At 69.7% G+C, this 26,750-nt stretch carries 24 protein-coding genes and 2 pseudogenes; 18 read left to right on the top strand and 8 right to left on the bottom strand.

Annotated features, from left to right (window positions below):
- Positions 1-27: 27 nt before the first annotated feature.
- The 8 genes from GA0074694_RS25985 to GA0074694_RS31980 are packed head-to-tail and all read left to right on the top strand — an operon-like array spanning position 28 to position 7,511.
- Complete coding sequence (locus GA0074694_RS25985; protein ID WP_091462642.1) at positions 28-456, top strand: phage tail protein; 429 nt, start codon at positions 28-30, stop codon at positions 454-456.
- On the top strand, positions 456-1,187 hold the full coding sequence (locus tag GA0074694_RS25980) for a CIS tube protein (protein ID WP_091462641.1): 732 nt from the start codon (positions 456-458) through the stop codon (positions 1,185-1,187). Before GA0074694_RS25985 ends, GA0074694_RS25980 begins: the two co-directional genes overlap by 1 nt.
- Entirely contained in the window at positions 1,174-2,937 is a 1,764-nt protein-coding gene (locus GA0074694_RS25975; protein WP_091462640.1) for a VgrG-related protein, read from the top strand. The genes GA0074694_RS25980 and GA0074694_RS25975 overlap by 14 nt, the downstream gene beginning before the upstream one ends.
- 15 nt (positions 2,938-2,952) lie before the next feature.
- A complete protein-coding gene (locus tag GA0074694_RS25970; protein ID WP_091462639.1) occupies positions 2,953-3,324 on the top strand; it encodes a PAAR domain-containing protein in 372 nt (123 codons plus the stop codon).
- A 4-nt stretch (positions 3,325-3,328) separates the two neighbouring features.
- Positions 3,329-3,739, top strand: coding sequence for a GPW/gp25 family protein (locus GA0074694_RS25965; RefSeq protein WP_091462638.1), 411 nt, complete (start codon positions 3,329-3,331; stop codon positions 3,737-3,739).
- A complete protein-coding gene (locus GA0074694_RS25960; protein ID WP_091462637.1) occupies positions 3,739-5,700 on the top strand; it encodes a putative baseplate assembly protein in 1,962 nt (653 codons plus the stop codon). Before GA0074694_RS25965 ends, GA0074694_RS25960 begins: the two co-directional genes overlap by 1 nt.
- Positions 5,701-5,718: 18 nt before the next feature.
- Complete coding sequence (locus GA0074694_RS25955) at positions 5,719-6,288, top strand: phage tail protein (protein WP_091462636.1); 570 nt, start codon at positions 5,719-5,721, stop codon at positions 6,286-6,288.
- Entirely contained in the window at positions 6,285-7,511 is a 1,227-nt protein-coding gene (locus GA0074694_RS31980) for an NADase-type glycan-binding domain-containing protein (protein ID WP_091462635.1), read from the top strand. The genes GA0074694_RS25955 and GA0074694_RS31980 overlap by 4 nt, the downstream gene beginning before the upstream one ends.
- Here the strand turns inward: GA0074694_RS31980 and GA0074694_RS25945 are convergent.
- A complete protein-coding gene (locus GA0074694_RS25945) occupies positions 7,498-8,292 on the bottom strand; it encodes an AfsR/SARP family transcriptional regulator (RefSeq protein ID WP_091462634.1) in 795 nt (264 codons plus the stop codon). The two genes, GA0074694_RS31980 and GA0074694_RS25945, sit on opposite strands and share 14 nt — an antisense overlap.
- A 271-nt stretch (positions 8,293-8,563) precedes the next feature.
- Between GA0074694_RS25945 and GA0074694_RS25940 the strand changes: the two genes are divergently transcribed.
- From GA0074694_RS25940 to GA0074694_RS33345, 3 genes and pseudogenes are all read left to right on the top strand, one after another.
- Complete coding sequence (locus tag GA0074694_RS25940; RefSeq protein ID WP_091462633.1) at positions 8,564-9,079, top strand: helix-turn-helix transcriptional regulator; 516 nt, start codon at positions 8,564-8,566, stop codon at positions 9,077-9,079.
- A 74-nt stretch (positions 9,080-9,153) separates the two neighbouring features.
- Positions 9,154-9,912: a response regulator transcription factor gene (locus tag GA0074694_RS32405; protein ID WP_218105809.1), complete on the top strand. Its 759-nt coding sequence runs from the start codon at positions 9,154-9,156 to the stop codon at positions 9,910-9,912.
- A 132-nt stretch (positions 9,913-10,044) separates the two neighbouring features.
- A pseudogene (locus GA0074694_RS33345) lies at positions 10,045-10,365 on the top strand (IS5/IS1182 family transposase); the annotation flags it as partial.
- A 21-nt stretch (positions 10,366-10,386) separates the two neighbouring features.
- On the opposite strand, the gene GA0074694_RS25925 reads toward GA0074694_RS33345, so the two are convergent.
- The 6 genes from GA0074694_RS25925 to GA0074694_RS25900 all read right to left on the bottom strand — a co-directional run bounded on the left by GA0074694_RS25925 (position 10,387) and on the right by GA0074694_RS25900 (position 16,489).
- Positions 10,387-11,451, bottom strand: a complete 1,065-nt coding sequence (locus GA0074694_RS25925) for an integrase core domain-containing protein (RefSeq protein ID WP_245714910.1) — start codon at positions 11,449-11,451, stop codon at positions 10,387-10,389.
- Positions 11,452-11,462: 11 nt separating this feature from the next.
- Entirely contained in the window at positions 11,463-11,747 is a 285-nt protein-coding gene (locus tag GA0074694_RS25920) for a hypothetical protein (RefSeq protein WP_091462630.1), read from the bottom strand.
- Positions 11,748-12,039: 292 nt separating this feature from the next.
- Positions 12,040-12,747: a GntR family transcriptional regulator gene (locus tag GA0074694_RS25915; protein WP_091462629.1), complete on the bottom strand. Its 708-nt coding sequence runs from the start codon at positions 12,745-12,747 to the stop codon at positions 12,040-12,042.
- Between the two features lie 103 nt (positions 12,748-12,850).
- Positions 12,851-14,545: a dihydroxy-acid dehydratase gene (locus tag GA0074694_RS25910; RefSeq protein ID WP_091462628.1), complete on the bottom strand. Its 1,695-nt coding sequence runs from the start codon at positions 14,543-14,545 to the stop codon at positions 12,851-12,853.
- A gap of 57 nt (positions 14,546-14,602) precedes the next feature.
- Entirely contained in the window at positions 14,603-15,577 is a 975-nt protein-coding gene (locus tag GA0074694_RS25905; protein ID WP_091462627.1) for a cyclase family protein, read from the bottom strand.
- 39 nt (positions 15,578-15,616) lie between these two features.
- Positions 15,617-16,489 (bottom strand): carbon-nitrogen hydrolase family protein, encoded by an 873-nt coding sequence (locus GA0074694_RS25900; RefSeq protein ID WP_091464011.1) that lies wholly within the window; start codon positions 16,487-16,489, stop codon positions 15,617-15,619.
- Between the two features lie 348 nt (positions 16,490-16,837).
- Here GA0074694_RS25900 and GA0074694_RS25895 point away from each other — a divergent pair, with 348 nt between their 5' ends.
- From GA0074694_RS25895 to GA0074694_RS25865, 7 genes are all read left to right on the top strand, one after another.
- Positions 16,838-17,593, top strand: coding sequence for an SDR family NAD(P)-dependent oxidoreductase (locus tag GA0074694_RS25895; RefSeq protein WP_091462626.1), 756 nt, complete (start codon positions 16,838-16,840; stop codon positions 17,591-17,593).
- Between the two features lie 94 nt (positions 17,594-17,687).
- Entirely contained in the window at positions 17,688-18,647 is a 960-nt protein-coding gene (locus GA0074694_RS25890) for an ABC transporter permease (protein ID WP_176738127.1), read from the top strand.
- 82 nt (positions 18,648-18,729) lie between these two features.
- Positions 18,730-19,890, top strand: coding sequence for a substrate-binding domain-containing protein (locus GA0074694_RS25885; RefSeq protein WP_091462624.1), 1,161 nt, complete (start codon positions 18,730-18,732; stop codon positions 19,888-19,890).
- 68 nt (positions 19,891-19,958) lie between these two features.
- Entirely contained in the window at positions 19,959-22,451 is a 2,493-nt protein-coding gene (locus GA0074694_RS25880; protein WP_091462623.1) for an ATP-binding cassette domain-containing protein, read from the top strand.
- Between the two features lie 50 nt (positions 22,452-22,501).
- Positions 22,502-22,759, top strand: coding sequence for a hypothetical protein (locus tag GA0074694_RS25875; RefSeq protein WP_141714279.1), 258 nt, complete (start codon positions 22,502-22,504; stop codon positions 22,757-22,759).
- Between the two features lie 735 nt (positions 22,760-23,494).
- Complete coding sequence (gene ltrA, locus GA0074694_RS25870) at positions 23,495-24,964, top strand: group II intron reverse transcriptase/maturase (RefSeq protein WP_091462621.1); 1,470 nt, start codon at positions 23,495-23,497, stop codon at positions 24,962-24,964.
- 150 nt (positions 24,965-25,114) lie between these two features.
- Positions 25,115-26,395 (top strand): IS256 family transposase, encoded by a 1,281-nt coding sequence (locus GA0074694_RS25865; RefSeq protein ID WP_091455728.1) that lies wholly within the window; start codon positions 25,115-25,117, stop codon positions 26,393-26,395.
- 98 nt (positions 26,396-26,493) lie between these two features.
- On the opposite strand, the pseudogene GA0074694_RS25860 reads toward GA0074694_RS25865, so the two are convergent.
- A pseudogene (locus tag GA0074694_RS25860) lies at positions 26,494-26,709 on the bottom strand (integrase core domain-containing protein); the annotation flags it as partial.
- Positions 26,710-26,750 lie beyond the last annotated feature (41 nt).

Here is a 26,750-nt window from a genome sequence, read left to right as displayed (position 1 = left end):
CGAACCAGCAGGAGAGGGGAGACGGGAATGGCCGGTGGCGACCCCGGGACGAGCGTCCACTTCCGGCTCCAGGTCGACGGCATCGACCTGGGCGACTGGAACAGCTGTGACGGCCTCGGCTGCGAAGTGGAGCTGGAACAGTACCAGGAGGGCGGCAACAACGAGTTCGTCTGGCAGCTCCCGTCGCGGTTGCGGTACACGAACGTCACCCTGACCCGCCCGCTGACCCGGGACACCGCCAAGGTCTCCAACTACATCGCCCAACTGCCCAGCGGGGTGCGCCGAGGGACCGCGCAGATCGCGGCGCTCCGGCCCGACCTGGCGCTGCTGGTGCAGTGGGGGCTGGCGGACGTGGTCCTGGTGCGGTGGTCGGGGCCGTCCTTCGACCCGAACCGCTCCGAGGTGGCCAGCGAGAGCATCGAGCTGGCGTACCACGGCTTCCTGGAGGTCGGCTGATGCGGTCGCGGGCCGGCAAGGTGGCGGCGCACCTCCAGCGGTACCAGCCGCCCACGTCCGGCGGGAGCCAGCCCGGCGGGACCCTCGGCGGGCCGATCGCCTTCATGTTCAACCCGCAGCAGCTCGCCCTGACCAAGTCGGCGAACTGGATCCCGCACGTGGTACGCGGCGCGGCGGACGTCGGCGTCGCCGAGTTCAGCGGGTCCGGGCCCCGGACGCTGAGCCTGGAGATCTTTCTCGACACCACGGACACCCACTCCCGCAGCGTCCAGGAACGGGTCGACGCCCTGCTCACCTGCTGCGTGCCGACGAAGGCGAGCATCGCGGCGAAGGCGCCGTCCCCACCGTGGGTGAAGTTCGCCTGGGGGCAGTTCCAGACCGTCTCCTTCTACTCGTACGTCAGCCAGATCAACGCCACGTACAGCCTGTTCGGCCCGGACGGCACCCCGCTGCGGGCCACCTGCTCGCTGACGCTCAACGAGGTCAGCGGCGCCACCCCCGGGCAGAACCCGACGTCGGGCAGCCGCACCGCTCGCCGGGTGCACCGGCTGGTGGCCGGGGACTCCCTGGAGCTGCTGGCCCACCGCGAGTACGGGGACCCGGCCGCGTGGCGGGTCATCGCGGAGGCCAACGACATCGACGACCCGGTCCGGTTGCGGACAGGCCGCCAACTGCTGCTGCCCGCCCCCGACGAACTGCGCACCCAGGAGGGGCCCCATGTCCAGCGGTGACCACACCAACAACCTGGTCGTCGGCCTGCCCGGGCCGCTGCTCCGGGCCTGGGCCGACCGGCTGGTCTCGGCGGTCGTGGAGGACAGCACCAACCTGGCCGCGACGGCCACCCTGCGCTTCCGGGACCAGCAGAGCCGGTTCCTGGGCGACAACGGGGTCACCATCGGCACCGACCTGACCGTCCGGGTCCGCACCGGCCACGACGCCGCCCCGCTGCCGCTGTTCAGCGGCGAGGTGGTGACCCTGGAGTCGGAGTACGACGGCGTCGGCACCTTCACCACCGTCCGGGCCCTGGACCTGTCCCACCGGCTGATGCGGGGTCAGCGGGTCCGCAGCTTCGTCAACCGCAAGGCCTCCGACATCGCCCGGGAGGTCGCAGCCGCCGCCGGGATTCCGGTCGGCCGGATCGACCCCACCCCGACCGTGTACGAGACGGTCACCCAGCCGAACGTCAACGACTGGGAGTTCCTCAAGATGCTGGCGGTCGACAACGACGCCGAGGTGGTGGTCGTCGACGGCAGGTTCGAGTTCCGGCGGTCGGTGCGGGCCTCCGCCGCCCCGGGCGCCGGGGTCACCGCCGAGCAGAGCCCGTTCGTCGTCGAGATGAACGAGAACCTTCTGTCGGTGCGCTCCACCGTGACCTCGGTCGGCCAGGTGGCCGGGGTCACCGTGCGAGGGTGGGACGTCCGGGCCAAGCGGCCGGTCCGTACCGAGGTCACCACCGACGCCAGCGACGAGGTGCAGATCGGCACCACCCCGGGAAAGGTGTCCCGGCCCTTCGGCACGGCCCGGCTCTGCGTGGCGGACGTGCCGTACCGGACGGCGGCCGAGACCCGGGCGGTCGCCGGCGCGGTGGCTGCCGACGTGACGGCGGCGTTCGCGGAGCTGGAGGTCGGCATCCGGGGCAACCCCCGGCTGCGGGCCGGGGTGCCGCTGTCGTTGCAGCGGGTGGGCAGCCCGTTCGAGGGGAAGTACACGACCACCGCCAGCCGGCACGTCTTCGGCGCTGCCCAGTTCTACGAGACGTGGCTGACGGTCAGCGGCCGGCAGGACCGGTCGACGTGGGGCCTGGCCACGGCCGCCGCCGCGCCGGCCCGGGCGATGCGGGTGCCGGGGCTCGCCGTCGGGATCGTCACCAACACCAAGGCCGACGTGGACCGCCGCCATCCCGAGAGGGTGGGCCAGGGCTGGGTGCGGTTGCGGTTCCCCTGGCTGACCGACGCCCCGGACTACGAGACCGACTGGGTGCGGACGGTGCAGCTCGGCGGGGTCGGCGGGGGTGGGGTGTTCTGTCCGGAGGTCAACGACGAGGTGCTGGTCGGCTTCGAGCAGGGCCTGTTGGACCGCCCGTACGTCATCGGTGGGCTCTACAACGGGGTGGACAAGCCATCCCCGCACGACGGCCCGCTGGTGGACGCCTCGTCCGGGCGGGTGAACCGGCGCTCGTTCGCGTCCCGCAGCGGGGACCGGATCGAGTTCCTGGAGTCCCAGCTCCCCGCCGGGCCCCGGGGGATCCGGCTGTGCACGTCCCGGGACCGACTCACCGTGCACCTCGACGAGCGGCGTACGGCGGTGATCATCCACAGCGACGGCAGCGTCGAGATCGAGGCCCGGCAGCAGGTCATGGTGAAGGGGCGCGGGATCACCCTCGACGCCGGAACCGGTGAGCTGACCCTCAGGGGCCGGTCGGTGACCGTCGACGGCGGCACCCAGGTCGACATCCAGGCACCACTCGTCAAGCTCAACTGACCGGAGGAACGCCACATGCCACCGGCCGCGCGCATCGGTGACCAGATCAGCCACCTCGCCACCGGGCTTACCCCCGGGCCACCCACCGGGACGATCGGCCCACCCGGCGGGCGGGCCCTGCCACCCGGAGCACCCAGCGCCCCGCTGCTCGGGGTCAACAGCGTGCTCATCGCCGGCAAGCCCGCCGCCGTGGTCGGCACCGTCTGCGTCTGCGACAAGCCGCCGCAGCACGCCGTGCACCTGCTGACCAACCGGATCGTGCCGGCCGTTCCGCCGCCGCTGCGCCGGGTGCTGATCGGCGGGCACCAGGCCGCGCGCCGGGGCGACGCCACCACCTGCCGGGCCATGGTGAGCACCGGCGCGCCGACCGTGCTGATCGGCGGGTGAGGAGGTGGCGGAGCAGTTCATCGGGGCGGGCTGGGCGTTCCCGCTGCGTACCGACGCCACCGGCGGGATCGCCCTGGTCGACCGGGAGCGGGAGATCGTTGAGGCGATCCAGCTCATCCTCGGCACCGCCCCGGGCGAGCGGCCGATGCGGCCGGAGTTCGGCTGCGGGGTGCATGACTACGTCTTCGCCCCCGCCGACGAGAACACCGCCGGGCGCATCGCCTTCGAGGTACGCCGGGCACTGGACCGGTGGGAGCCTCGGATCGACGTCCACGACGTCGTGATCGGCTTTGACGCCGAGGACGCCGGGGTGCTCTACATCGACGTCCGGTACTCGATCCGGGGCACCAACGACCCCCGCAACCTGGTCTTCCCGTTCTACGTCATCCCGTCCCACGAGGAAAGCGCCGCCTGATGCCGCTGCCCGCGCCCAACCTGGACGACCGTCGCTTCCAGCAGCTCGTCGACGAGGCGAAACGCTTCATCCAGCAGCGCTGCCCGGAGTGGAGCGACCACAACGTCTCCGATCCCGGGGTGACCCTGGTCGAAACGTTCGCCCACATGGTCGACCAGCTCCTGTACCGGCTCAACCGGGTGCCGGAGAAGAACTACCTGGCCTTCCTCGACCTGATCGGCGTCCGGCCGTTCCCGCCCACGGCCGCCCGGGGGGACGTCACGTTCTGGCTCTCGGGCCCGCAGACCCAGCCGGTGGTGCTGCGCGCCGGCACCGAGGTCGGCACGGAACGGACCCAGACCGACGAGGCCATCGTGTTCACCACCGCCGCGGACCTGGCGGTGGTGCCCTGCGAGCTGACCCGGCTGCGCAGCCACCCCGCTCAGGGCCCTCCAGTGGACCGGACCGAGGATCTGCTCGACGGCCGGGACGTGGCCTGCTTCCCGGCCGCCCCCTCGGTCGGGGACGCCATGCTGCTCGGTCTCTCCGCCGCAGTCCCCTCCTGTGCGGTCCTGCTGCGGATGGACAGCCGGGTGGAGGGCGTCGGCGTGGACCCGCGCCAGCCGCCGCTGGTGTGGGAGGCGTGGACCGGCGAGGACTGGTCGCCCTGCGATGTCGACCACGACGACACCGGCGGGCTGAACAGGCCGGGCGAGGTGGTACTGCACATGCCGGCCACCCACGTCACCTCCGTGGTGGCCGGGTTGCGGGCCGGCTGGCTGCGGTGCCGGCTGGTCGAGGCCCGACCCGGCCAGCCCTTCTACGCCGCCTCCCCGACCGTGCGCTCGGTCGAGGCGGCCACGATCGGCGGCACGGTCACCGCCGTGCACGCCGAGACCGTCCTCGGCGAGCAGGTCGGGGAGGCCGAGGGGGTGCCCGGCCAGCGATTCACGGTGGCCCGGCCGCCGATCGTCCCCGACGAGCACCCGCTGATGGTGGAGACCGCCGACGGTGCGGGGTGGCTGGAGTGGACCGAGGTGGACACGTTCAACGGATCCGGGCCGGACGACCGGCACGTCGCCGTCGACCGGACCGCCGGGGAGATCCTGTTCGGGCCGGCCGTCCGGCAACCCGATGGCGCCCTGCGCCGGTACGGCGCCGTACCCGCCGCCGGGTCGCAGGTCCGGGTTCGGCGCTACCGCACCGGGGGCGGACACAGCGGCAACGTCGCCCGGGGCGCCCTGGCCGTCCTGCGCAGCTCCATGCCATACATCTCAGGGGTGGAGAACCGGGGCCCGGCCACCGGCGGCGTTGACGGGGAGACCGTGGCGGAGGCCCGGCTGCGCGGGCCGGTGCAGCTGCGCGCGCAGGACCGGGCGGTGACCGCCCGCGACTACGAGCTGCTGGCCCGGCATGCCTGCCCCGCCGCGGCCCGGGTCCGGTGCCTGCCCGCCGGTGACGGCAGCGCGGCCGGCGGGGTCCGGCTGCTGGTCGTGCCGGAGGTGGTCGCCGACGAGGAGGGCCGACTCCACTTCGAGGACCTGGTGCCTCCGGACGGGATGCTCGCCACCATCGCCGAGCACCTCGACGCCCGCCGCCCGGTGGGCACCCGGCTCATGGTGGAGCCGCCCTTCTACCAGGGCGTCACGGTCGCGGCCAGGCTTGTTCCCCGCCCCGACACGGCTGCCGCACAGCTCCGCGCCGAGGCGACGGCCACCCTGTACCGGTACCTCGACCCGGTACGCGGCGGGTCGGAGGGGACCGGGTGGCCGTTCGGGCGGCAGGTGCACTCCGGGGAGATCTTCGGGGTCCTGCAACGGCTGCCGGGGGTCGAGGTGGTCGAGGAGGTACGGATGTTCCCCGCCGACCCGCTGACCGGCCGCCGGGGCGAGCAGGTGACCCGGATCGAGCTGGACCGGCACGCCCTCGCCTTCTCCCACCAGCACCAGGTCCGGGTCGACGAGCGCCCGCCGGGCGCCTGAGCAGGAGGGAGCACGCGGATGCGCGTCGCCATCGAGGGGCTGGCCACGCCCGACCCGCTGGGTCGGCGGCTGCCCGCCGTCTACGCCGCCGACGATCTGGCCCAACGCCTGACCGACGCGTACGACCAGGTCATCGCGCCGGTGCACGCCACGCTGGACAGCCTGTGGGCGTACTTCGACCCGGCGCTGGCCCCGCCGGACTTCGTGGACTGGCTGGGTGGCTGGGTCGCTGCCGGGGGCGGGCGCGACGCGGCCCCCGACGAGCGCCGCCGGGTGGTCGCGGGCGCGGTCGCCCGGCACCGGGTGCGCGGCACCGCCGCCGGGCTCGCCGAGGAGATCCGGCTCGCCACCGGCGTTACCCCCGAGGTCGCCGAGAGCGGCGGGACCGCCTGGTCCGCCACCCCGGGCGCCGAGCTGCCCGGCTCCGCCGAGCCCGCCCTGACCGTACGGATCAGGGTGTCCGAGCCCACCGCGGCCCTGGAGGCCCGGCTCCGGGCGGTGGTCGAGGCGAATCGGCCGGCACACGTGCCATACACCGTGGAGGTGCTGTCGCTGGACGACGGTCCGGCGGCGGGCGGGCCCCGGTGAGGATCTGCGGCAACTGCGGCGCCGAGGTGGCCCCCGGCGACGGCTTCTGCGGCACCTGCGGCGCCTTCCTTGCCTGGGACGCCACCGACACGGCACCCGCGCCGGCGACCATGACCGCCAGGGACGCCCCAGCCAGCGACGGCGCCACGCCGGCCGCGACTGCGACCGGAACGCCGGCCGGGACGGGCGGGACGGCGGCGGCGGAAACGCCGGCCAGGACACCGACTGAACCGACTGAACCGGCGGCCAAGCCGGCGGCCGGGACCGGGGACGTCGAGCACGAGGAACACCGGGCGCAGGAGCGGGATCTTCGGCGGGCCGCCGCGCTCGTGGTCCCGGTGCGCCCCGCCGACGAAACCAATCCCACCCCGCCGCCCGACCGGGCCGCCGTCACCCCACCGCCGGCCGCCGACCGGCCTCCCGTCGCCGGCCAACCCGGCGCGGTGCTTCCGGGCCGGCCCGTCGCGCCCACGCCCGAGGTCCGCGACTTCGCCGGTGACCGGGCCGGCGGCGCGGACGACGTGGTCTGCCCGGCCTGCGGGACCACCAACCGGGGCGGCAGCTCGTTCTGCCGGGGGTGCGGCCGGCCGCTGATCGCGACGGCCCAACCGACGGTGGTCGTACCGTGGTGGCGGCGGCTGCGGTGGCCCCGGCGGCGGCCCGGCCGGGGCCGGCTGCGGCGGCTGCTCGCGGTGCTGGTGGCCCTGGTCCTGGTCGCCGGGGCGGTCTGGGCTGTCGCCCGTTTCGCCGGCCCGGTCGTCGACGCGGTCCGGGACCGGACGGCGAAGCCCGAGGCGGTCCTGCCGAGCACGGTGACGGCCTCCAGTGAGGCGTCCGGCCACCCCGCCCGGTCCACCGTGGACGGCCTGAACAACCGGTACTGGGCGCCCGCCGCCGACCGGCCGGCCACCGGCCAGTACGTGGAGCTGACCTTCGACCCGCCGATCCGGCTGATGGATCTCATCGTGCACACCGGGGCGTCCCCGCAGCAGGACGCGTTCGTCCGGCAGGGGAGGCCGGCCGAGCTGACGATGACCCTGTGGACCAGGGACGGCACGAGCAGCACCACGGTGCTGCGCCTGACCGACCGGCCCGGACCGCAGAGTTTCCACCACGTGACGGGCGGGGTGGCCCGGCTCCGGTTGACCGTTGACGCCAGCTACGGCGCGCAGCAGGGACGGCAGGTGGCGCTGGCCGAGATCGAGGTGTTCAGGCGGCCGTGACGTGTACGGGTCGGGTGTCGGCCGGCCGGGCGACGCCGAGCGAGCGGAGCATCCGCTCGTACGTCTGCTGGCTGCGTTGGGACGCCGCCACGTCGCCGGCCCGGCGCTGCGCGGTGACCAGTAGCCGCCATCCGTCGTCGTGGTAACCGTCCAGCTCCAGCGCCCGCCGGGCCGCCGTCGCCGCGGCCCGGGCCCGTCCCCGGTTCAGCTCCAGCCTGGCGAGCAGCACCGCCGCCTCCGTCGCTCGGGTCCGGTGTCGGTCCCGGCCGGCGAGCACCCAATCGGCTGGTCCGTCCTCGGGCAGCAGGTCACCGGTGTAGTGGTCGAGCGCGCCACGGAGCGCCGCGACCGCAGCCGCGTCCTCGCCGGTCGACCGGGCCCGCCGAACGGCGGCCAGCGCCGCTTCGAAAGCCGACACGTCACAGACACCGCCCGCCCCCACGTCCAACCGGTACGACGACCCGTCGCGGACGATGAACCGGGACGCGCCCCGGGCCACGCCGGGCTCCAGGAAGGTACGCAGCGTCGAGACGCCGACGTGCAGGTTGTTGACCGCGGCCCGGTCCGGCAGCCCCGGCCAGAGCGCCGCCGTGATCCGCTCCCGGTGTACCGGCTGACCGGCCTCCGCCGCGAGGTAACGCATCAGGGTCCGGATCCGGGGGCGCACGCCCGACCAGTCCACCGGGACGCCGTCCGGCTCCAGCCGGAACCCGCCGAAGCAGCGCAACCGCAGGTACCGGCGCCCTTCGGAGGCGGCTGCCGGACGATCCCTCGAAATCATGTGATCTGTCTCCCTTGTCGCCACGACAACGCGGGCCGTTGCCGGTCCGCGACCAGAAGCCAGCACCGGGCCGCGCCGGTGTCGGCGCGGTCACGGCGCAGGCGGGACCGCTTGTGCTGGGGAGGTGAGCGACCCACGTCGCGCCGGAGATTCTGCTCGGCCGTCGGGGGACATGAACAGCCATCAATTCGGGGACTTCCGTGGCAACTACCATCGGTAGCGTTCGGTACACGCTGGGGGTTCGGGCACTCATCCTTCCAGGAGCGACCTGATGTCGACCGTCGACCCGCCCGAAGTCGGTGGACCCATGCCGGTCGTGGTTCGGTGGGACCACCTGGCCGGCGAACGTTGGCCGGAGCTGGCCGACCTTACCGCCGACGGGCTGGTCCTCCTCGTGTTGCCCCACGAGACGACGGTCGCCCCGTTGGCGCTGCTCGCCGCCGGGGTCCGGGCCGTCCTACGGGACGGCGACGGCACCGACGAGCTGGATCTGGCCCGGTCGGCGGTGCTCACCGGCGGGTCGTACCTGTCGCGGAGCGTGGCCGCGTCGGTCGGCGGCCGGCCGGACGGCGACGGCCGGGGAGACCCGGCGTCCCTGGGCCCCCGGGAAGTGGAGACGCTCCGGTGCATCGCCCAGGGCCTCACCCACCGGCAGGCCGCACACCGCCTCGGAGTCACGGAACAGACCATCAACACGTACGCGAAGCGGCTGCGCCGCAAGCTCGGCGCCGCCAACAAGGCCGAGCTGACCCTGCGCGCGGTCGAACTCGGCCATCTGTCGGTGTGACGACACTTTTGCCGGTCTTCTCGCCTCGCCCCGCCACCCATTCCGTAGTTGACTGCTCACCGAGAGGTGGGCGGATGTACGACGTGTGTGTGGTGGTGTCCGAGCCGCTGGCCCGGCGCGGGGTGCACCAGCTGATCGACGGCAATGACCTGGTCCGGTGCCTGCTCACCGTCGACACGGCGAGCGAGGTGACCGCAGCCGGCGGGGGCCCCGACATGGTCGTGGTCCTGGTCGACCCGCTGCCGCAGGTGGTCCGGTGGTCCTGCGCCCGACACCCGACCCTGGTGATGATGCCGGAGTCGACGAAGGCCACGACGCTGGAGGCGATCCGGGCCGGCGCCCGCTCGGTGGTGAGCACCGCGACCGAGCGTACGCAGATGCGGATCGCCCTCAACGTCACCGCGACCGGCGGGTTCTACCTGTGCCCGATGCTCGCCGCCCGGCTCCGCGCCGACGCGGACGGCCCCGTCCCGGAGCGCCCGGTCGGCGGCGGCCGGTCCGGCAGCGCGGTCACCGGCGGTCGGGGGGCGGCCGGCGGCGGGGGCCCGGCCTGCGCGCCGGGTCCCGGGCCGGGCCGGGACCGGACACGTTCCCGGGCGCCCCGCCGGCCCGCGCTCGCTCCCCGGGAGGCGGCGACCCTGGAGCTGATCGCCCAAGGCCTGACGCATGCCCAGACGGCCCGCAGGCTGGGCATCTCCGAGGCCACGGTGAACACCTACGTCGCCCGGATCAGGTCGAAGCTCGACGTCGGGAACAAGGCCGAGCTGACCCTGAAGGCGATCACCCTCGGGTTGGTGCAGCGTCGCCGCTCCGGCGTCGACCCGGTCACCTGATAGGCTCGCCGAGCTGGGCCCGCACCCGCTCCGTGTGCCGGATCGACGGGACGTCGTTGACCGCTTCGAGGATGTCGGTGGCCCGCCGCGTGCAGCCGCCAACTGCGCCATCACTGGCCCGAGCAGGTCACCGCGCATCTGGATCGCGCCTACGACAACGACCCGAGCCGGGACCTCCTCGCCGAGCTGGGCTTCGACCCCGACATCGCGCGCAAGGGCATCCCCGCCCCGGTCCAGGTCGGCAAGCGCTGGGCGGTCGAGCGGACGAACTCGTGGATGAACGGATTCGGCACGATCCACCGCTGCACCGACCGCAACGCCAACATCATCGACTTCTACCTGTACCTGGCCGCAGCAATCATCACAGTCGGTCAACTCATCCGCCGCGCCCGTACGCTCTACCGCTGGGACACCCGATCTTGTACGGTGCCAAAACTCGTTCAGTGGCTTTGACCTGGCATTTTGAAGATCATTTCATGCCGCCCGGTGGTACTCGTTGATCACCCCGCTGAGTCGTCGTCGGCGTCGTACGGGCTTGTCCATGGGGATGATGGCGGCCGGGTCGTGGTTGGGTGGCCGCTGCTGCCGCCCTTGATGCGGCCGGTGGTCGTTGAAATGGTCGACGTACTCGCCGACTACGGCCAGCGCGTGCCGCTCGTTGTAGATCAACACGTGGTCGGTGCATTCGTCGCGGAGGCTGCGGCCCCAGCGCTCGATGAAGCAGTTGGCCCGCGGGGTGCGGGGCGGGGTCTTGACCACGGTGATGCCTTCAGCGGCGAAGACGTGATCGAAGGCGGCGGTGTACTTGCCGTCGCGGTCGCGGATGAGAAACCGGAACCGGTTGGCACGCTCGCCCAGCTCCATAGCGAGGTTACGGGCCTGCTGGACCACCCACTGCCCAGTGGGGTGCGCGGTGACGCCAAGAAGGTGGACCCGTCGGGTGGACACCTCCATGACCACCAGCGCGTACAGGCGCCGCAGCAGGATCGTGTCGAGGTGAAAGAAGTCGATGGGCAGAAGGCCAGTGGCCTGGTTGCGCAGGAAGGTGCGCCAGTTGGTGTCTGGCTGGCGGGGCGGCGGGCCGACCCGCCAGCCGGCCAGGATCCGTCGGATCGTGCCCGCTCCGATCCGATGGCCGAGCCGCTGTAGTTCGCCTTGGATTCTGCGGTGTCCCCATCGCGGGTTCTCTCTGGCCAGCCGTAGCACCATGTCCCGGATCTCGTCGCTGACTGGTGGTCGGCCGGGTCGGTTGGGGTAGGTCCAGTGGCGTCGTACCAGGCGGCGGTGCCAGTTCAGCAACGTGGCCGGGGTGACGATCCGATGTTCCCGTATCCGGCGGGGCAGCAGGCGGGCCAGGGCGGACAGGACCGCCCGGTCCGGCCAGGACAGCCGCAGCCGGCCGGGAACCTGCCGGCGGAGCACCGCTACCTCATGCCGCAGCGCGAGAACCTCGACCAGCAACGCCCTGTCGCCCCGGATCAACAACCCCAGTCCGCTGAACAGGCTGATCATTCCCAGGTACAGCATCCGCACGGTCATACCAGAGATCATCAGCCCGAGCCGAGAACTCCCGGCTCACAGCATGTGCGACGAGTTATGGCACGGCACACGATTCGGTGTCCCCGTATCCCGCGGGGCAGCAGGCGCGCCAGGGCGGACAGGATCGCCCGGTCCGGCCAGGACAGTCGCGGCCGGCCCCGAGCCTGGCGGCGCAGCACCGCCACCTCATGCCGCAGCGCGAGGACCTCGACCAGCAGCACTTTGTCGCTGCGGATCAGTAGCCCCAAACCGCTGAACAGGCGGATCATCCCCAAGTACAGCAACCGCACGACCATACCCGGCGATCATCAGCCGAGCCGAGAAAACCGAGCTCACAGCATGTGCGATGAGTTCTGGCACGGTACAGCCCGGGGCCGCGTACGGCGACGCGATGCTGGCCGCGACCGCGACCGGCGCGGCGTCAGACACCGCGGAATGGAACCCCCTGCTGCGTTCGATCGAGCCGGACCCTCGGCACCATGACCGGTACGAAGCCGCTCTACGCCGACTACCTCGCGCTGTACGAGTCCACCACACCGATCGTGCATCGCCTCTCCCGTCCGTAGCCCGCTCACCTGCTGCACGGGTTTAGGAAGGCATCCTCACCGGTCTGACGGGTGGCTGGTAGTTCTCGACGGCCGACGGGTCGTCGGTCGACTGCTGCACCAGCATCGTCAACGTACCGATCAGATGATCCTGGACGGCGTCGCTGGCACCAGCCGGGTCGCGAGCCATGATGTTGACATAGATTTTCTCGTGGACGGCCAGGATGTCAGCGAGGGTGCGGGTCTTCGTCGTCGACAGGCCCAGCGCGTGCATTTGGGAACGCGTGTTGGCCACCACCTGGACGACCCGCTCGTTGCCCGCCGCCCGGACGATCGCCTCGTGGAACGCCAGGTCGTGTCGTTGGAAGAGCCGTTCGTCGCCTGCGTCGCACGCCTTCCGCATGCCGTCGAACGCCTTCTTGAGGGCGGCGCGATCGCGATCGCTCATCTCGGTCGCCGCGCGATAGGCCGACGGTGCCTCGAGTAGCAGCCGTAGCGAGTAGATCTCCTCGATGTCCTTGACCGAGAGTTCCAGGATTCGTACGCCACGACTGCGCTCGAACCTGACCATGCCGTTGGCCGCGAACTGCAACAGCGCCTCGCGTACGGGTGTGCGCGACACGCCCAGTTGACTCGCGATCTCCACTACCGAGTACAGCGATCCGGGCGCCAGTTCCCCGGAGATGATCGCAGCCCGGATCTGCTCGAAGACCCGTTCGGTCAGCGAGGCATCCTCCGACAGTGGCTTCACGCGCGCCCACCCTTTCCGTCGGCACGGCGTGCAACAGCCTCGCGGCCCCCTGTCCGCAGGTACGTCGCCGATCCCATCGTTCCCCACATTCCTCGCCTGGAGCCTACAAGAATGAAAGGTCAGCGCCCTGGCTAGGGGGCAGGACCGTTTCCGCGTAGAGCCGTCGCCAGCCACGCTCCGGCAGTGGAGGAGGGGTGAAATCGGCCAGGCGTCGCTGGACTTCCGCCTCATCCACCAGCAGGTCGAGTCGTCGTGCGGGGATGTCGAGCCGGATGAGGTCACCGTTCCGTACGGCGGCGAGCGGCCCGCCGGCGGCGGCCTCGGGGTCGCAGTGCAGGACAACCGTCCCGTACGAGGTGCCGCTCATCCTCGCGTCGGAGATCCTGACCATGTCCCGTGTGCCGCTCCGCGCCAGCTTGGCCGGGATCGGCAGGGCCCCGGCCTCCGGCATCCCCGCCGCGATCGGTCCGGCGAAGCGCAGCACGAGGACGTGGTCGGGCGTGACGTCGAGGTCAGGGTCGTCGAGGATGGAGGCGATGTCCTGGTCGGCGTCGACGACGAAGGCCGGGCCGGTGTGCTGCATCAGGGACGGGCTTGCCGCCGAGGTCTTGATCACTGCGCCGTTCGGGGCGAGTGATCCGGTCAGTACCGCGAGAGCCCCAGGTGGCCCGAGGGGGTCGTCGAGCGGTCGGATGACGTGCTGCCAGTCGGCACGGGGATCGGTGTCGGTGAGCAGGTCGGCCAGGGAGCGTCCGCTGATACCCACCGTCGATGTCGTCAGGTGTGGTTCCAGCTCTTTGAGCAGGGCTGGAAGCCCACCGGAGCGGTGGAAGTCCTCCATGTAGTTCGCGCCCGACGGTTTGCAGTCGACCAGCAGCGGTACCTTGGCGCCGATGGTGTCGAAGTCGGCGAGGGACAGGTCGACTCCGGCCCGGCGGGCCACGGCGACCATGTGCACGAGCGCGTTGGTGGAGCCGCCGAGCGCGGCGAGAACCTTGATGGCGTTCTCGAACGCGTCCCTGGTGAGGACCTGTCGCGGCGCGGGCGCCCCCTGGCGGGCCAGTTCGACGGCGCGTCGTCCGGTGGCGGCCCCGTGACGGAGTCGCTCGCCGGTCGACGCCCCCGGGGTGGCTCCACCGGACAGCATCATGCCGAGGGTTTCCGCCATGCAGGCCATCGTGGAAGCCGTGCCCATGACGGCGCAGGTGCCGGCTGTCGTGACCAGTTCGCTTCGGGCCTCGGTCACGTCCGAGGACGTCAGGTTTCCCGCCCGGTGCTCACCCCACAACCGGCGGCAGTCGGTGCAGGCGCCCATCCGTTGCCCTCGCCAACTGCCCGTCATCATCGGTCCGACCACTTCGAGCATGACCGGCTTGTCCGACGACGCGGCGGCCATCAGCTGGGCCGGGACGGTCTTGTCGCAGCCACCGAGCAGGACAGCGGCGTCCATCGGCAAGGCGCGGATCATCTCCTCGGTGTCCATCGCCATCAGGTTCCGGAACAGCATGGAGGTAGGCGAGGTGAGGATCTCGCCGAGGGAGATGGTGGGGAAGTCCAATGGAAGTCCGCCAGCCTCCAGGACTCCCCGCCGTACGGCCTCGAGCAGGGCCGGCATGTCCCGGTGGCAGGTGTTGTAGTCGGAGGTGGTCACGGCGATCCCGACCACGGGCCGGTCGAGGTCGATGTCGTCGTACCCGCGGGAAGCCAGGAACGCGCGCCGCAGGAAGCGACTGAAGCCCTCGTCTCCGTAGGCGGTCCGGCTGCGGTCGACCGCAGAGGTGAACTCTTGTTCGGGCATGACAGGGGTCGCCTTACTCGAAATGATTGACGGTGGGAATCCGGCTGATCGTGTTGCTCAGCGGATCAGTGGCAGGGCAAGGGGGCGCATCGGCGCGCCGGTGGCGCCGCGGATCTTCAGGCAGGCCCCGACGAAGGCGAACTCGTAGCGGGACTCCGCAGCGAGCTGCTCACAGTCGACGATCTCCATGATGGGCACCCCGGCCTCCCCGAGCAGGTAGGTGTGGACCACCTGCCAGTTCTCCGGGTCGTTGGCCGGCATCTGTTCGAGGGCGGAGTTGTCGCCGCCGATCACTGCCGCCCCGGCCAGGGCGAGGAGCCGCGCGCCGTCGAGGTTCAGTCCGGGGCTGTTGTCGATGTAGCGCCGCGGATCGGGCCACTGGGTCATCCGACCGGTCCGGATCAGCGCGATGTCCCCTGGCTGGAAGGTGGTCCGCTGTCTTCTCAGTGCGCTGCGTAGGTCGTCGGCGCCAATGCCGTAGTTGTCCGGCAGCATGTCGACGCCATGCAGTGCGGCCACGTCGAAGAGCACGCCCCGACCGATGATCGGGGGGATCCTGTCGGCTCCGCATCTGGTCCAGTGCCGTGAACTCAGGTGCTGCGCGGCGGAGAATCCGTTCCAGATCTCGCCCTGGTAACCGAAGTGGTTGAGCGTGTCGATGTGCGTCCCGGTGTGGGTGTACATCGACACGGCGTCGCCGGAGTAGGAAACCAGTTCGTTCTGGGCCCGGCCGGCCCCGGTCAGGTCGTCGAGAACCGTACCGGCGGGGGTGTGGGTCATCCACTGTTGGAAGGGCGGGTCACCGGCCTTGACCCAGGAGGGCATGCCCACGAACATGTCCACCGACAGGTCGATCGCGGCACCGCCGTCGGCGCGGCGCATGACCTCACGGGCGGATTCGACGGACAACAGGTTGAGCATGCCGATCTCGTCGTCGGCGCCGAAGGGACTTCTGGTCACCTTCCGGAACTCGGCGGCGTAAGCCGCGATCTTCTGTCGGGTCGTCTCGGTGATGAACTCAGGTCCGCACACGGCCGCCCTCCTTCTCTGGTCGCCTGGCTTCGTCGGGCCTCAGTCGCGGTCCGGGTCCCGCTCGCCCTGGACCGGACGGGTGATGTCGGTGTACCGGTCCGGTCTGCGTCTGGCGAAGATCTCGAGTTCGTACCTTCCCGGAACGAACACCAGTTTCTTGTTACGGGCCTGGCCGATCTCCACCTCGGCGCTGAAGATCCCTTCGTCCGTGCCCGCGTCGACCAGAACCTGCCCGGCCGGGGAGACCACCTGGCTCCGGCCGTGGAAATGAGTGCCGTTCTCCTCGTCGGCGCGGTCGGCGACGGCGAGGTAGACGAGGTTCTCCAGGGCCCGGACCCGGGTGACGTGGTCGGAGAGCATGGTCGCGTTCCGCGGCCAGTTGGTCGGGATCGCGATGATGTCCGCGCCACGCAGGGCGAGCACCCGAGCCGCCTCGGGGAAGCGCAGGTCGAAGCAGATCATCGTGCCGACGTTTCCGGCCGGGGTCTCCACCACGGGCGGGGTGTCGCCGCGACCGGGCGTCACGAACCGGTCGGCGCCGAGGTACGGCAGATGCTGCTTGCGGTAGATCCCCAGCACCCCCTGCGGGCCCAGTGTCACCGCTGAGTTGTAGAGCAGGGTGCCGTCGGTTTCGAGGAAGCCGACCACGGCGATGGTCGACGCATCCCGACAAGCCTGGACGAGGTGCCCGATCCGGGGATCGCCGATCCCGATGGCGGCCCGTTGGGCCTCCTCCCGCGAGTCGAACAGGTATCCGCTGAGGGTGCACTCCGGAAACACCACCAGGTGGTTGCCCTCCGCGCCGGCGCGTCTGATCGTCGCGGTCGTACGTGCGACGTTCGCATCCGGGTTTCCCTTGGTTGATGGCAGTTGGGCGACCGCGACCCTCGCCGTTTCATTCGTCCCGGGCATCTCCCGCACTCACCGCCTTCTGCTCCGGCTGGCCGCCCAGCAACACGTCGCATGCAGCATGCCAACGAATCCAAGCCACCGTCAAGCTCTTGACATGCTGCATGCAGCATGTCAACCTCGTCGCCAGCTCATAAAGTGTTCACGCAGGTCAACCCCACGTTAGCGGCAGCATCAACCGGGTGTCACAGCAGCGATGAATGACCCTCGGACAGTAGTCGGGGCACCCCTCCACCCATGCCGCCGGGTGCATCCGAGAGACGGGACCCGATGGCAGTCCCGCGCCCAATTCCCCCGACCAGCCGGGCCGTCCGGCACATCCGTTGACCCTACGAACCAAAGGATCCGATCATGGGGAACGCCATCATGATCACCGGCGCGAGCGGTGGTATCGGTGCCGCGGTGGCACGTGCCGCCGCCGCGGCGGGCGATGCCGTTCTGCTGGTCGATCAGCGTGCGGAGGGGATCGAGCGACTGGCGGCGGAGTTACGTTCTCAGGGGCGGCAGGCGTTGGCCCAGGTAGCCGACATCACCGACGAGAACGCCGTCCGCGACACCGTCGACGCGGCACTCGACGCGTGGGGCAGGGTCGACGGCCTGGCCAACTGTGCCGCCACGATGATCTCCACACCGCTCACCGAGACCACGCTCGCCGACTGGACACGGGTGCTCACCGTAAACGCGACCGGCACCTTCCTCACGTGCAAACACGTCGTCCGAGCCCTGGTTGGTCAAGGATCGGGCGGCTCCATCGTCAACCTCTCGTCCATCTCCGGGAGAGTCGGCCTGCCCAACCAGCCGGCGTACTGCGCCTCAAAGGGTGCAGTACGCCAACTGAGCCGGCAGATCGCCGCCGACTACGCCGGCCACAACATCCGCTGCAACGTGGTGAGCCCAGGCGCAGTCCGTACCGACCAGCTTCGGACGTACCTCGCGGCACAACCCGACCCGGTTGCTGCCGAACGGCAGCTCATCGACTCCCATCCGCTGCGCCGGATCGCGGACGCCTCCGAGATCGCCGCACTGGTCGTGTTCCTGCTCGGTCCCACATCGAGCTTCATCACCGGTGCCGACGTTTCGATCGATGGCGGCTACACGGCTGTATGACCACCCACTCCCCGGTCGGACAGAAAGGACGTGCGGGATGTCCCTCGACGTAAGCGAACCTGACCAGCAATCGAGGCAGGTCCGTGGAGCACGGGTGCGGCTGCCCCGGGGACCGTTCACGCCGGTGTGGGTGATGACCGGCCTGCTCCTCGCGGCCAGCCCGCTGATCGCGCCGGGCAGTCTCTCCGGTTCCGCGCTGAACTCGATGCTCCCGTTCGCGGCGATCCTGGCGATCGCCGCGCTCGGGCAAGCCTTCGTCGTCAGCCAGGGCGGCATCGACCTCTCGGTGCCCGGCGCGATGGCCCTGGCGGCCGTGTTCGTCACCAAGGTGCCGGAACTCGCCGGCATCCCGGCCCCGGTCGCAGTCGGTCTCGGGCTCCTCGTGGGCGCGGCCGGCGGCCTCGTCACAGGCATCGCCGTGGTGCGGTTCGGGATCGCGGCGTTCGTGGTGACCCTGGCCATGAACGCGATCCTCATCGGCGTGGTCCTACAGGTCTCCAAAGGATTCCCCGGCTCGGCGGGTCCGGGTCTCAGCGGCTTCGCGACCGACTCGGTGTGGCTGGTGCCCAACCTTCTGATCATCGCAGTGGTGCTGGTCGCGACCGCCCAGTGGCTGCGTCGCCGGTCGGTGCTGGGTCGCCGGTTCATGGCAGTGGGCGCCAACCCCGCAGCCGCCCGGCTGCTGGGTATCCGGACCGCGGCGTACCAGGTCTCCGCCTATACCGTGGCCGGGGTTCTGTACGCCGCAGCCGGACTGCTTCTCGCGGGATACCTGCGTACGCCCGACATCCTGCTCGGTAACACCTATCAGCTCTCGTCCATCGCCGCCGTGGTCCTCGGCGGAAGCGTACTGAGCGGCGGCCTGAGCAACGCGCTCGCCACCGGCGTCGCCGCGCTGTTTCTGACCCAACTGAACCAGGTCGTCCTGGCTGCCGGTGCCACCACCTCGATCCAGCTACTCGTCCAGGCGTGCGTGCTCGCGGTAGCGGTCGTCCTGCGCCGGCTTCCACTGACCGGGGTCCTACGCCGGCTCGACAGGACCAAGCCCCGGTAACCCCTGCCACCGTCCATCGTCCATCGCCCATCGCCCATCGCCCATCGTCTATTTTTCCCCTAGCCCTTGAACTGGAGAAACAGTGACTGACAAGCAACGCCGCACGCTGGCGGCCGGAGCGGTGGTGATCACGGCCCTGCTCACCGCCACCGGATGCGCTGCCAAAAAGAACGATTCGCCGAACGCCGCGAACGTCGAGGCCGTCTACAGCGACGAGACCCGGATCGGCGAGGTCAACCAACTGAAGTCGATCCAGGAGTTCTGCGGCAGCAAGCCGTTGAAAGTCGCGCTGGCCGACGGGACGGGTGACAACGCCTGGCGCAAGACGGCGCGGGCGGAGTTCGAGGACGAGGCCCGCAAGTGCCCGAACCTCACCGTCATGCCGTACTCCGACGCCCAGAACAACCCACAGAAGGCGATCAGCGACATCAAGGCTCTCGTCGCCCAGGGCGCCGACGCCATCGTCGTCTTCCCCGACGCCGGCGAGGCGCTGCTGCCCACGCTCCGGGAGGCGTTCAAGGCCGGTGTCGCCATCGTCCCGTGGACCGCCAACCCGGGCGGTACGCCCGGCAAGGACTACACCACCTTCGTCGGCCACAACACCATCAACGACGGGCACACCTGGGCGCGGTGGACCTGCGAGCGCCTGGGCGACGCCGGCGGAAACGTGCTGGTCCTCGGCGGTACGCCCGGCAACACCCAGAGCACCACGGAGATCAAGGGCGTGGAGGAGGAGTTCGCCGCCAACCCCGCCTGCCGGAACGTCAAGTTGCTGAACGAACCGGGCAAGCCGATCGACACGAACTGGAACCCCGCGCAGACCCAGCGGGTCGTCGCCGGACTACTGACCAAGTATCCGAAGATCGACGCGATCATCTCAGACTCCGGCGACGGATCCCTCGGCGGCATTCGCGCCTTCGAGGCGGCCAACCGGAAGCTGCCCCTCTGGACGGCCAACGACCTCAACGGCTTCGCGTGTGCGTGGCGCAAGCACAGTGCGCAACAGCCGGACTACCACATCGTGACCGTCTCCAGCCGGACCTGGATCGTCCGACTCGCCCTGCGTAAGGCGGTCGCGGCGAAGCAGGGAATCACCAACGACGAACCCGAGATCATCAACATCCCGATCTACGAGGACAGCTTCGACCAGGCCAAGCAGCCCAAGTGCGACCCGGCCCTGCCGAATAACGCCATCCTCTCCGCGCAGCTCAGCCCCGAACAGTTCAAGAGCATCTACAGCTGATCCACCTCCATGCCTGGCCGTTGGCCGGCACACCGACCAACGGCCAGGCATCCGAAGGGACACCAACCATGGCTGGATCCAACGCCCGCCTCGTGATGCGCGGTGTGACCAAACGCTTCCCCGGCCTCCTCGCCCTCGACCGGGTCGATTTCGAGGTCTGCGCAGGCGAGATCCATGCGCTCGTCGGCGGCAACGGCGCGGGGAAGTCCACCCTGATGGCGATCGCATCCGGGGCACTGAAACCGGACGCTGGTCGCGTCGAGATCGGCGGGCGGCCGATAGCCGAGGTCTCGCCGACCGCCGCGCGTAGGCAGGGCTTGGCGATCGCCTTCCAGCATCCAGCGCTGCTGGCCGACCTGACGGTGACCGAGAACCTCATGCTGTCGGTCCCCGAGGCGAAGCGGCCCAGGTTCGCCGAGGCCACCCGGTGGGCGAAGGACAAGCTGGAAGCGATGGGAATGCCGATTGACCCCACCTCGTCGGTCCGCACCCTGACTCTCGCCGAGAAACAGGCGGTCGAGATCTGCGGCGCGCTCGCCTGCGACCCGGAGGTCGTCATCTTCGACGAACCCACCGAAGCGTTCATGGCCGCCGAGACCAACCGACTGTTCGAGCGCATTCGTGGGCTTGCGGCCCGTGGGGTCGCGGTCGTGTACATCAGCCACCGGCTACCCGACGTGTTCGCGCTGGCTGACCGCATCACGGTGCTGCGGGACGGCCAGATTCGCGGCACCTTCAACCGGTCCGACGTCAGCGAACAGGAAATCGTCACCCGGGTTGCCGGACGCGAGGTCACGGCGCTGTTCCCCGGCCGCGCCGACGAGCCGGGTGAAACCGTGCTCCGGGTACGGAACCTGACGTCCGACCGATTCGCCGACGTGAGTGTGGACGTGGCGCGGCACGAGATCGTTGGCCTGGCTGGCGTCGAGGGCAACGGCCAGCGGGAGTTCATCAGGGCCCTCGGCGGCGCGACGCGCAGCAGTGGCCAGGTGGCGGTCGACAACCGCCCGGTCGACGTGTCGAGCCCACGCCGGGCCCGCGCATCGGGCATCGTGCTCATGCCCCAGGAACGCCACATCGAAGGAGTGGCCACCATCCACTCCGTCCGGGAGAACCTGGCCGTCGCGGCGACCCACCGGACGGCACGTGCCGGTGTCATCGCCCCGCAGTCCGAGGAGCGGATCGTCCAACGGGAGATCGCCGGCCTGGGGGTGCGGCTCGCCTCGCCAGACGTGGCCGTCGAGACGCTCTCCGGCGGTAACCAGCAGAAGGTGGTCCTGGGCCGGTCGTTGCTCTCCGACCCCAGGGTCCTGCTCTGCGACGAGCCCACCCAGGGCATCGACGTCGGCGTCCGTTCCGACATCTACCACCGGCTCCGGCAGACCGCTGACGCGGGAGTACCCGTCGTGGTGCTCAGCTCGGACAACGTGGAACTCGCCGGTCTCTGCGACCGGGTCCTGGTCTTTTGCGGCGGCCGGGTCGTGGCCGAACTCGTGGGTGACGCCATCACCGACGACGCCATCATGGCGGCGTCGCTGACCGGCCCGGTCACGAAACCCGTGGAGCAGGTCACGTCCGGCGGCCGGGCCCGGGGAAGCCGGTGGCGCCGCATGCTCAGCGGTGAGCAGGGGCCGAGTTTCTTCCTCCTCGCGGCCGTGCTCGCCCTCGGCCTGGTCGGTGCGACACAGAACGAACGGTTTCTCTCCAGCTTCAACATCGGCAGCATGCTGGAACTGCTCGCACCCCTGCTCTTCCTGTCCGCCGGGCAACTGATCGTGATGTTGACCGGCGGGATCGACCTCTCCGTCGGTCCGCTCAGCGGTGCCCTCGTCGTGGTGGCGTCGTTCTACGTCAGCGACGAGTACGCGGTCGTCTGGTGGATCGTAGGGGTCGGGCTGATGGTCCTGCTCGCCGTCGCGATTGGCGGGGCGAACGGCATGCTCGTCCGGTTCGCGGCGGTCGCCCCCGTGGTGGCGACGCTGGTGACGTACATGGCATTGCAGGGGCTGTCACTGGTCATGCGCGACGTGCCCGGCGGTGCGATCGCCGATCCGGTTACCGTGCTGCTGAGGGCAAGGATCGGCCCGGTCCCCTGGCCGGTGGTCGCGGGCGTGGTACTGCTGTTCGGCCTCGAACTAGCGTCGCGACGGTGCATGCCGGGTCTGTACCTGCGCGGCACCGGTTCGAGCGAGCAGGCCGCACACAAACTCGGCATCCCGGTGGCCCGGGTCCAGGTACTGGCCTACGTCGCGAGTTCGGTATGCACACTGTTCGGCGCCTTCCTGCTCGCGGCCCAGATCGGGGTCGGCGACCCGACCGCCGGGACGTCGTACACGCTCGCGAGCATCACCGCGGTCGTCCTTGGCGGCGCCTCCATCTTCGGCGGACGCGGCAGCTTCATCGGGGTTCTCTGCGGAGTCCTGCTGCTTCAGGTGACCCAGAACGTTGCCGGATTCGCCGGGCTCTCTCAGGCGTGGCAGTACTGGCTTCCCGGCCTGATGGCGCTCGCGGCGACCGGACTGTTCGCCCAGGCTCAGCGCCGGAGTCGCACCTGGAAGTAGCGTTGCCAGCAGGCTCTCCGGTTGCATGGCGCATCTGCAACGCCGTGGTCATGTGTGCGACCATCTTCGTGTGTTCGCCATATTTCGGCGGCGCGGTCACAGGCGCCGCAGCCATCGTGCTCTACTTCGCACACGGACTCGTCAACAATGTCTGGCTTGACCTGAGCTTCGTGCCTATCACCAGACTGCCCAGCTACAACACGCATTGGATCACGGCATCCGCGCTCATCGCTCTCGCCGGTATTGCCCACTACCGAACCCGCGGTGCGACCGCCTGGTCCCAACGGATGTTTGCCCGCGACGAGTGAGAGGGTGGTTCGGTAGCTTTCGTCCATTGTGGGTTTGGGTCGGCATGTGAATGTGAGCCGTGGTCGTAACCGGCGAGGCCATCGCGGTGTTGGGCTGATCATGGGTGAGCGTGCGGCGTATTCGAGTGACTTGACCGATGAGCAGTTTGCGCCGTGAGGCGCTGTTGATTCGAGTGGAGGTGGAAGTCCTTCATCGCTGTCCCTGTCGCAGCAGGGCGGTGGAGCTGAGGGCAGCCTGATCCGGGTGGTGCCGGGGAGGGTGGGAGCAGCCCTGACAACGCCGGGACGTGCCAGTACTGCCAGATGGTGCGGGTTCGGTAAGCGTGGTGGAGAGGAGTACGAGAGGAACCGGCGTTGTTACGTCCTAACTCGGTCACCGACTCCAACCTGGTGGATATGGGTCGGGTGCGGTGCGCACGGCTGCCCGTGTGGTGGCCGGAACTCCTTGGGTTTCTTATTGCGGTTGCCCGGGAGGCCACGGGGAAGGTCTGCGGCGTACTCGTGGCGATGCCGCTGGGACACAGCCGGGCTCCTACTTCGCCGAGCGAATCACAGTGAACACGGGAACCGCCGTCTGCGGCTCCTGGACGAGTGGGCGGCCAGCTCACTGTCCGGGATAGGCACACCGACTGCCGAACGGGGCGAGCGGGGCGGAGCCGCCGTAGTACTCCGAGCCGGGGAGAGCCCGGTGCATGGGGAAGGGCGGCAGCGGATTTGCGAAGGGAGGAGGCTGTAATGCCGAAAGATGCCTCGGTGAACACCGGGGCCGCGCAGGAACAGGGCTCGTCAGGGCCGTCCCGGCGGGTATCGGAGATGCAGGCCAAACTTCACCGTTGGGCGGTGGCCGACTGTGGCCGCCGGTTCGACGACTTGTTCAACCTCGTGCACGATCCGGCGACGCTGATCATGGCATTTGACCGGGTCGCCGGCAATCAAGGAGCACGAACCGCCGGCGTGGACGGCCTCACGGTCGCCGACGTCGAAGAGCGGATCGGTGTTCCGGGGTTCCTGGACGATCTGCGGGCCCAGCTGAAGGTGGGCACGTTCCGGCCGCTTCCGGTGCGGGAGAGAAAGATTCCCAAGCCGGGTGGGTCGGGGAAGGTACGGCGGCTGGGGATTCCCACGATCGCCGACCGGGTTGTTCAGGCCGCGTTGAAGCTGGTGCTGGAACCGATCTTCGAGGCCGACTTCAAGCCGGTCTCTTACGGGTTCCGGCCCAACCGGCGGGCTCAGGACGCCGTCGCTGAGATCCACTTCTTCGGGACCCGGGGTTACCGCTGGGTGCTGGACGCGGACATCCACGCGTGCTTCGACGAGATCGAGCACGTCGCGGTGATGGACCGTGTCCGAAAGCGGATCAAGGACAAGCGGATCCTGTCCCTGGTGAAAGCGTTCCTGAAGGCCGGGGTCCTCACAGAACTCGGTGGACATCAGGACACACACACCGGGACTCCGCAGGGCGGCATCATCTCGCCTCTGCTGGCCAACATCGCGCTGTCGGTGCTCGACGAGCACATGCATGCGACCTGGGAGCCGGGCGGGATGATGTCGACTCAGGATCGCCGGAGGCGACGACGCCTCAAGGGATTGCCGAACTGGCGGATTGTCCGCTACGCGGACGATTTCGTGGTCTTGGTCCACGGGACCGAGCCAGACGCCGAAGTGTTGCGCGAGGAGATCAGTCAAGTCCTACGACCCGTCGGTCTGCGGCTGTCTCCAGCCAAAACTAGGGTCGTGCACATGAGTGAAGGGTTCGACTTCCTGGGGTTTCACATCCAGTGGCGCCGCAAGCGAGGAACGAGTAAGTGGTACGTCTACACCTTCGTCGCCCAGCGACCCTTGCGGTCGGTGAAGGCGAAGATCCGTGCCCTGACCCACAAGACGTCGCAGCAGGACCTGGAGTACGTGCTGACCAGCTTGAACATGGTCATGCATGGCTGGGCCAACTACTTCCGACACGCCGTCGCGAAGAACACCTTCGGCACCGTGGACAACTTCACCTGGTGGAGGCTGATCCGCATGCTGCGCGAACGGCATCACTGGACGTGGTCGGACGTCCGCCGTCGATTCGTCACCGCCTCCGGGCAGTGGCTACCGATCACGGCGGGCGAGGCCGAGCTGCGGAAGATCAGCGCTATCCCGGTAACCCGGTATCGCTACCGCAGCACCGCGATCCCCAGCCCCTGGCCCTTGCAGCCAGCCTGACGGCAGAAACCGTGGAGAGCCCGTTGCGTTGAGAGGCGCACGGCGGGTTCGGCGAGAGGTCCGGGGAAACGGGCCGGGAGCAACCCCGGCACCGCCCTCGGGGGACTGTACAAATAACGGCTGATCGACCGATCAAGGGAGAGACGCCAGATGACGACCGAGACCACTGTGGGACAGCCGGCCGCCGGGCCGGTGGGTGCGGTCACGGATGAGCAGCTGATCGCGATGCTGGTCGATCGGGCTCGTGGTGACGGGTTGAAGCTGACCGGTGAGGGTGGGCTGCTGCAGCAGCTCACGAAGCGGGTCCTGGAGTCGGCCCTGGATGGTGAGATCACCGACCACGTCGGCTACGACAAGCACGACCCGGCGGGTCGGGGCAGCGGGAACACCCGTAACGGCAGCCGGACCAAGACGGTGCTGACCGACATCGGCCCGGTCGAGGTCCGGGTGCCACGCGACGCCGCCGGGACGTTCGAGCCGCAGATCGTGCGCAAACGCCAGCGGCGTCTGTCCGGCGTCGACGACATGGTGCTGTCGTTGTCGGCCAAAGGTCTCACCCACGGGGAGATCGCCGCGCACCTGGCCGAGGTGTACGGCGCGGAGGTGTCGAAGCAGACCATCTCCACGATCACCGACAAGGTCATGGACGGGATGGCCGAGTGGCAGAACCGGCCCCTCGACAGGGTGTATCCAGTCGTGTTTATCGACGCCATCAACGTGAAGATCCGCGATGGTCAGGTCGCGAACCGGCCGATCTACGTCGTCATGGCGGTCACCGTCGACGGGCACCGCGACATCCTCGGGATCTGGGCCGGTGACGGCGGTGAGGGCGCGAAGCACTGGTTGCATGTGCTCACCGAGCTGAAGAACCGCGGTGTCCAGGACGTGTTGATGCTCGTCTGTGACGGGCTCAAGGGCCTGCCGGACGCGGTCGCGACGGTGTGGCCGCGCACGATCGTGCAGACCTGCGTGGTGCATCTGCTGCGCAACTCGTTCCGGTACGCGGCTCGCCAGGACTGGGACAAGATCGCGAAAGCGCTCAAGCCGGTCTACACCGCGGCGACCGAGGACGCTGCGACCGAAAGGTTCCTCGAGTTCGCCGAGACCTGGGGCCGCAAGTATCCGGCGATCGTGAAGCTGTGGGAGAACGCCTGGGCCGAGTTCGTGCCGTTCCTCGCCTTCGACGTGGAGATCCGCAAGGTCATCTGCTCCACGAACGCGATCGAGAGCGTGAACGCCCGCATCCGCAAGGCCGTCCGCGCCCGAGGACACTTCCCCAACGAGCAAGCCGCGCTCAAGTGCGTCTACATGGCGTTGATGAGCCTCGACCCGACCGGCACCGGACGCCGGCGGTGGACCATGCGCTGGAAGGCGCCGCTGAACGCCTTCCAGATCGCCTTCGAGGGTCGGCTCACCCCGGCCAACGACTGACCACCTCAACAAACCAAGATCAGCCGTTAACTTGACAGACCCCGACGGCGACGGTGGTCTTTCACCTCCGTACGGTCATATGGCGCCTCGTGGCGCACGTGTTCGTGGTTGTAGTAGGTGAAGAACTCGGCGGCGAACTCGCGGGCGTGGTGCAGGGAGTCGAACCGGTCGGGGAACGCGGGGCAGTACTTCAAGGTCTTGAACTGCGCTTCGGAGTACGGGCTGTCGTTGGACACGCGGGGGCGGGAGTAGGAGCGGGTGACGTCGAGGTCGGCGAGGAGCTCGGCGACGGGTTTCGAGGTCATCGACGAGCCTGTAGGGTGCCAAAACTCGGTTCCAGTTGCTGACCTGCGAA

The organism is Micromonospora inyonensis, from assembly GCF_900091415.1.
GTDB classification, from domain to species: Bacteria; Actinomycetota; Actinomycetes; order Mycobacteriales; family Micromonosporaceae; genus Micromonospora; species Micromonospora inyonensis.
The sequence above is the reverse complement of the archived record's forward strand: the minus strand, read 5'-3'. Positions and strand labels throughout refer to the sequence as shown.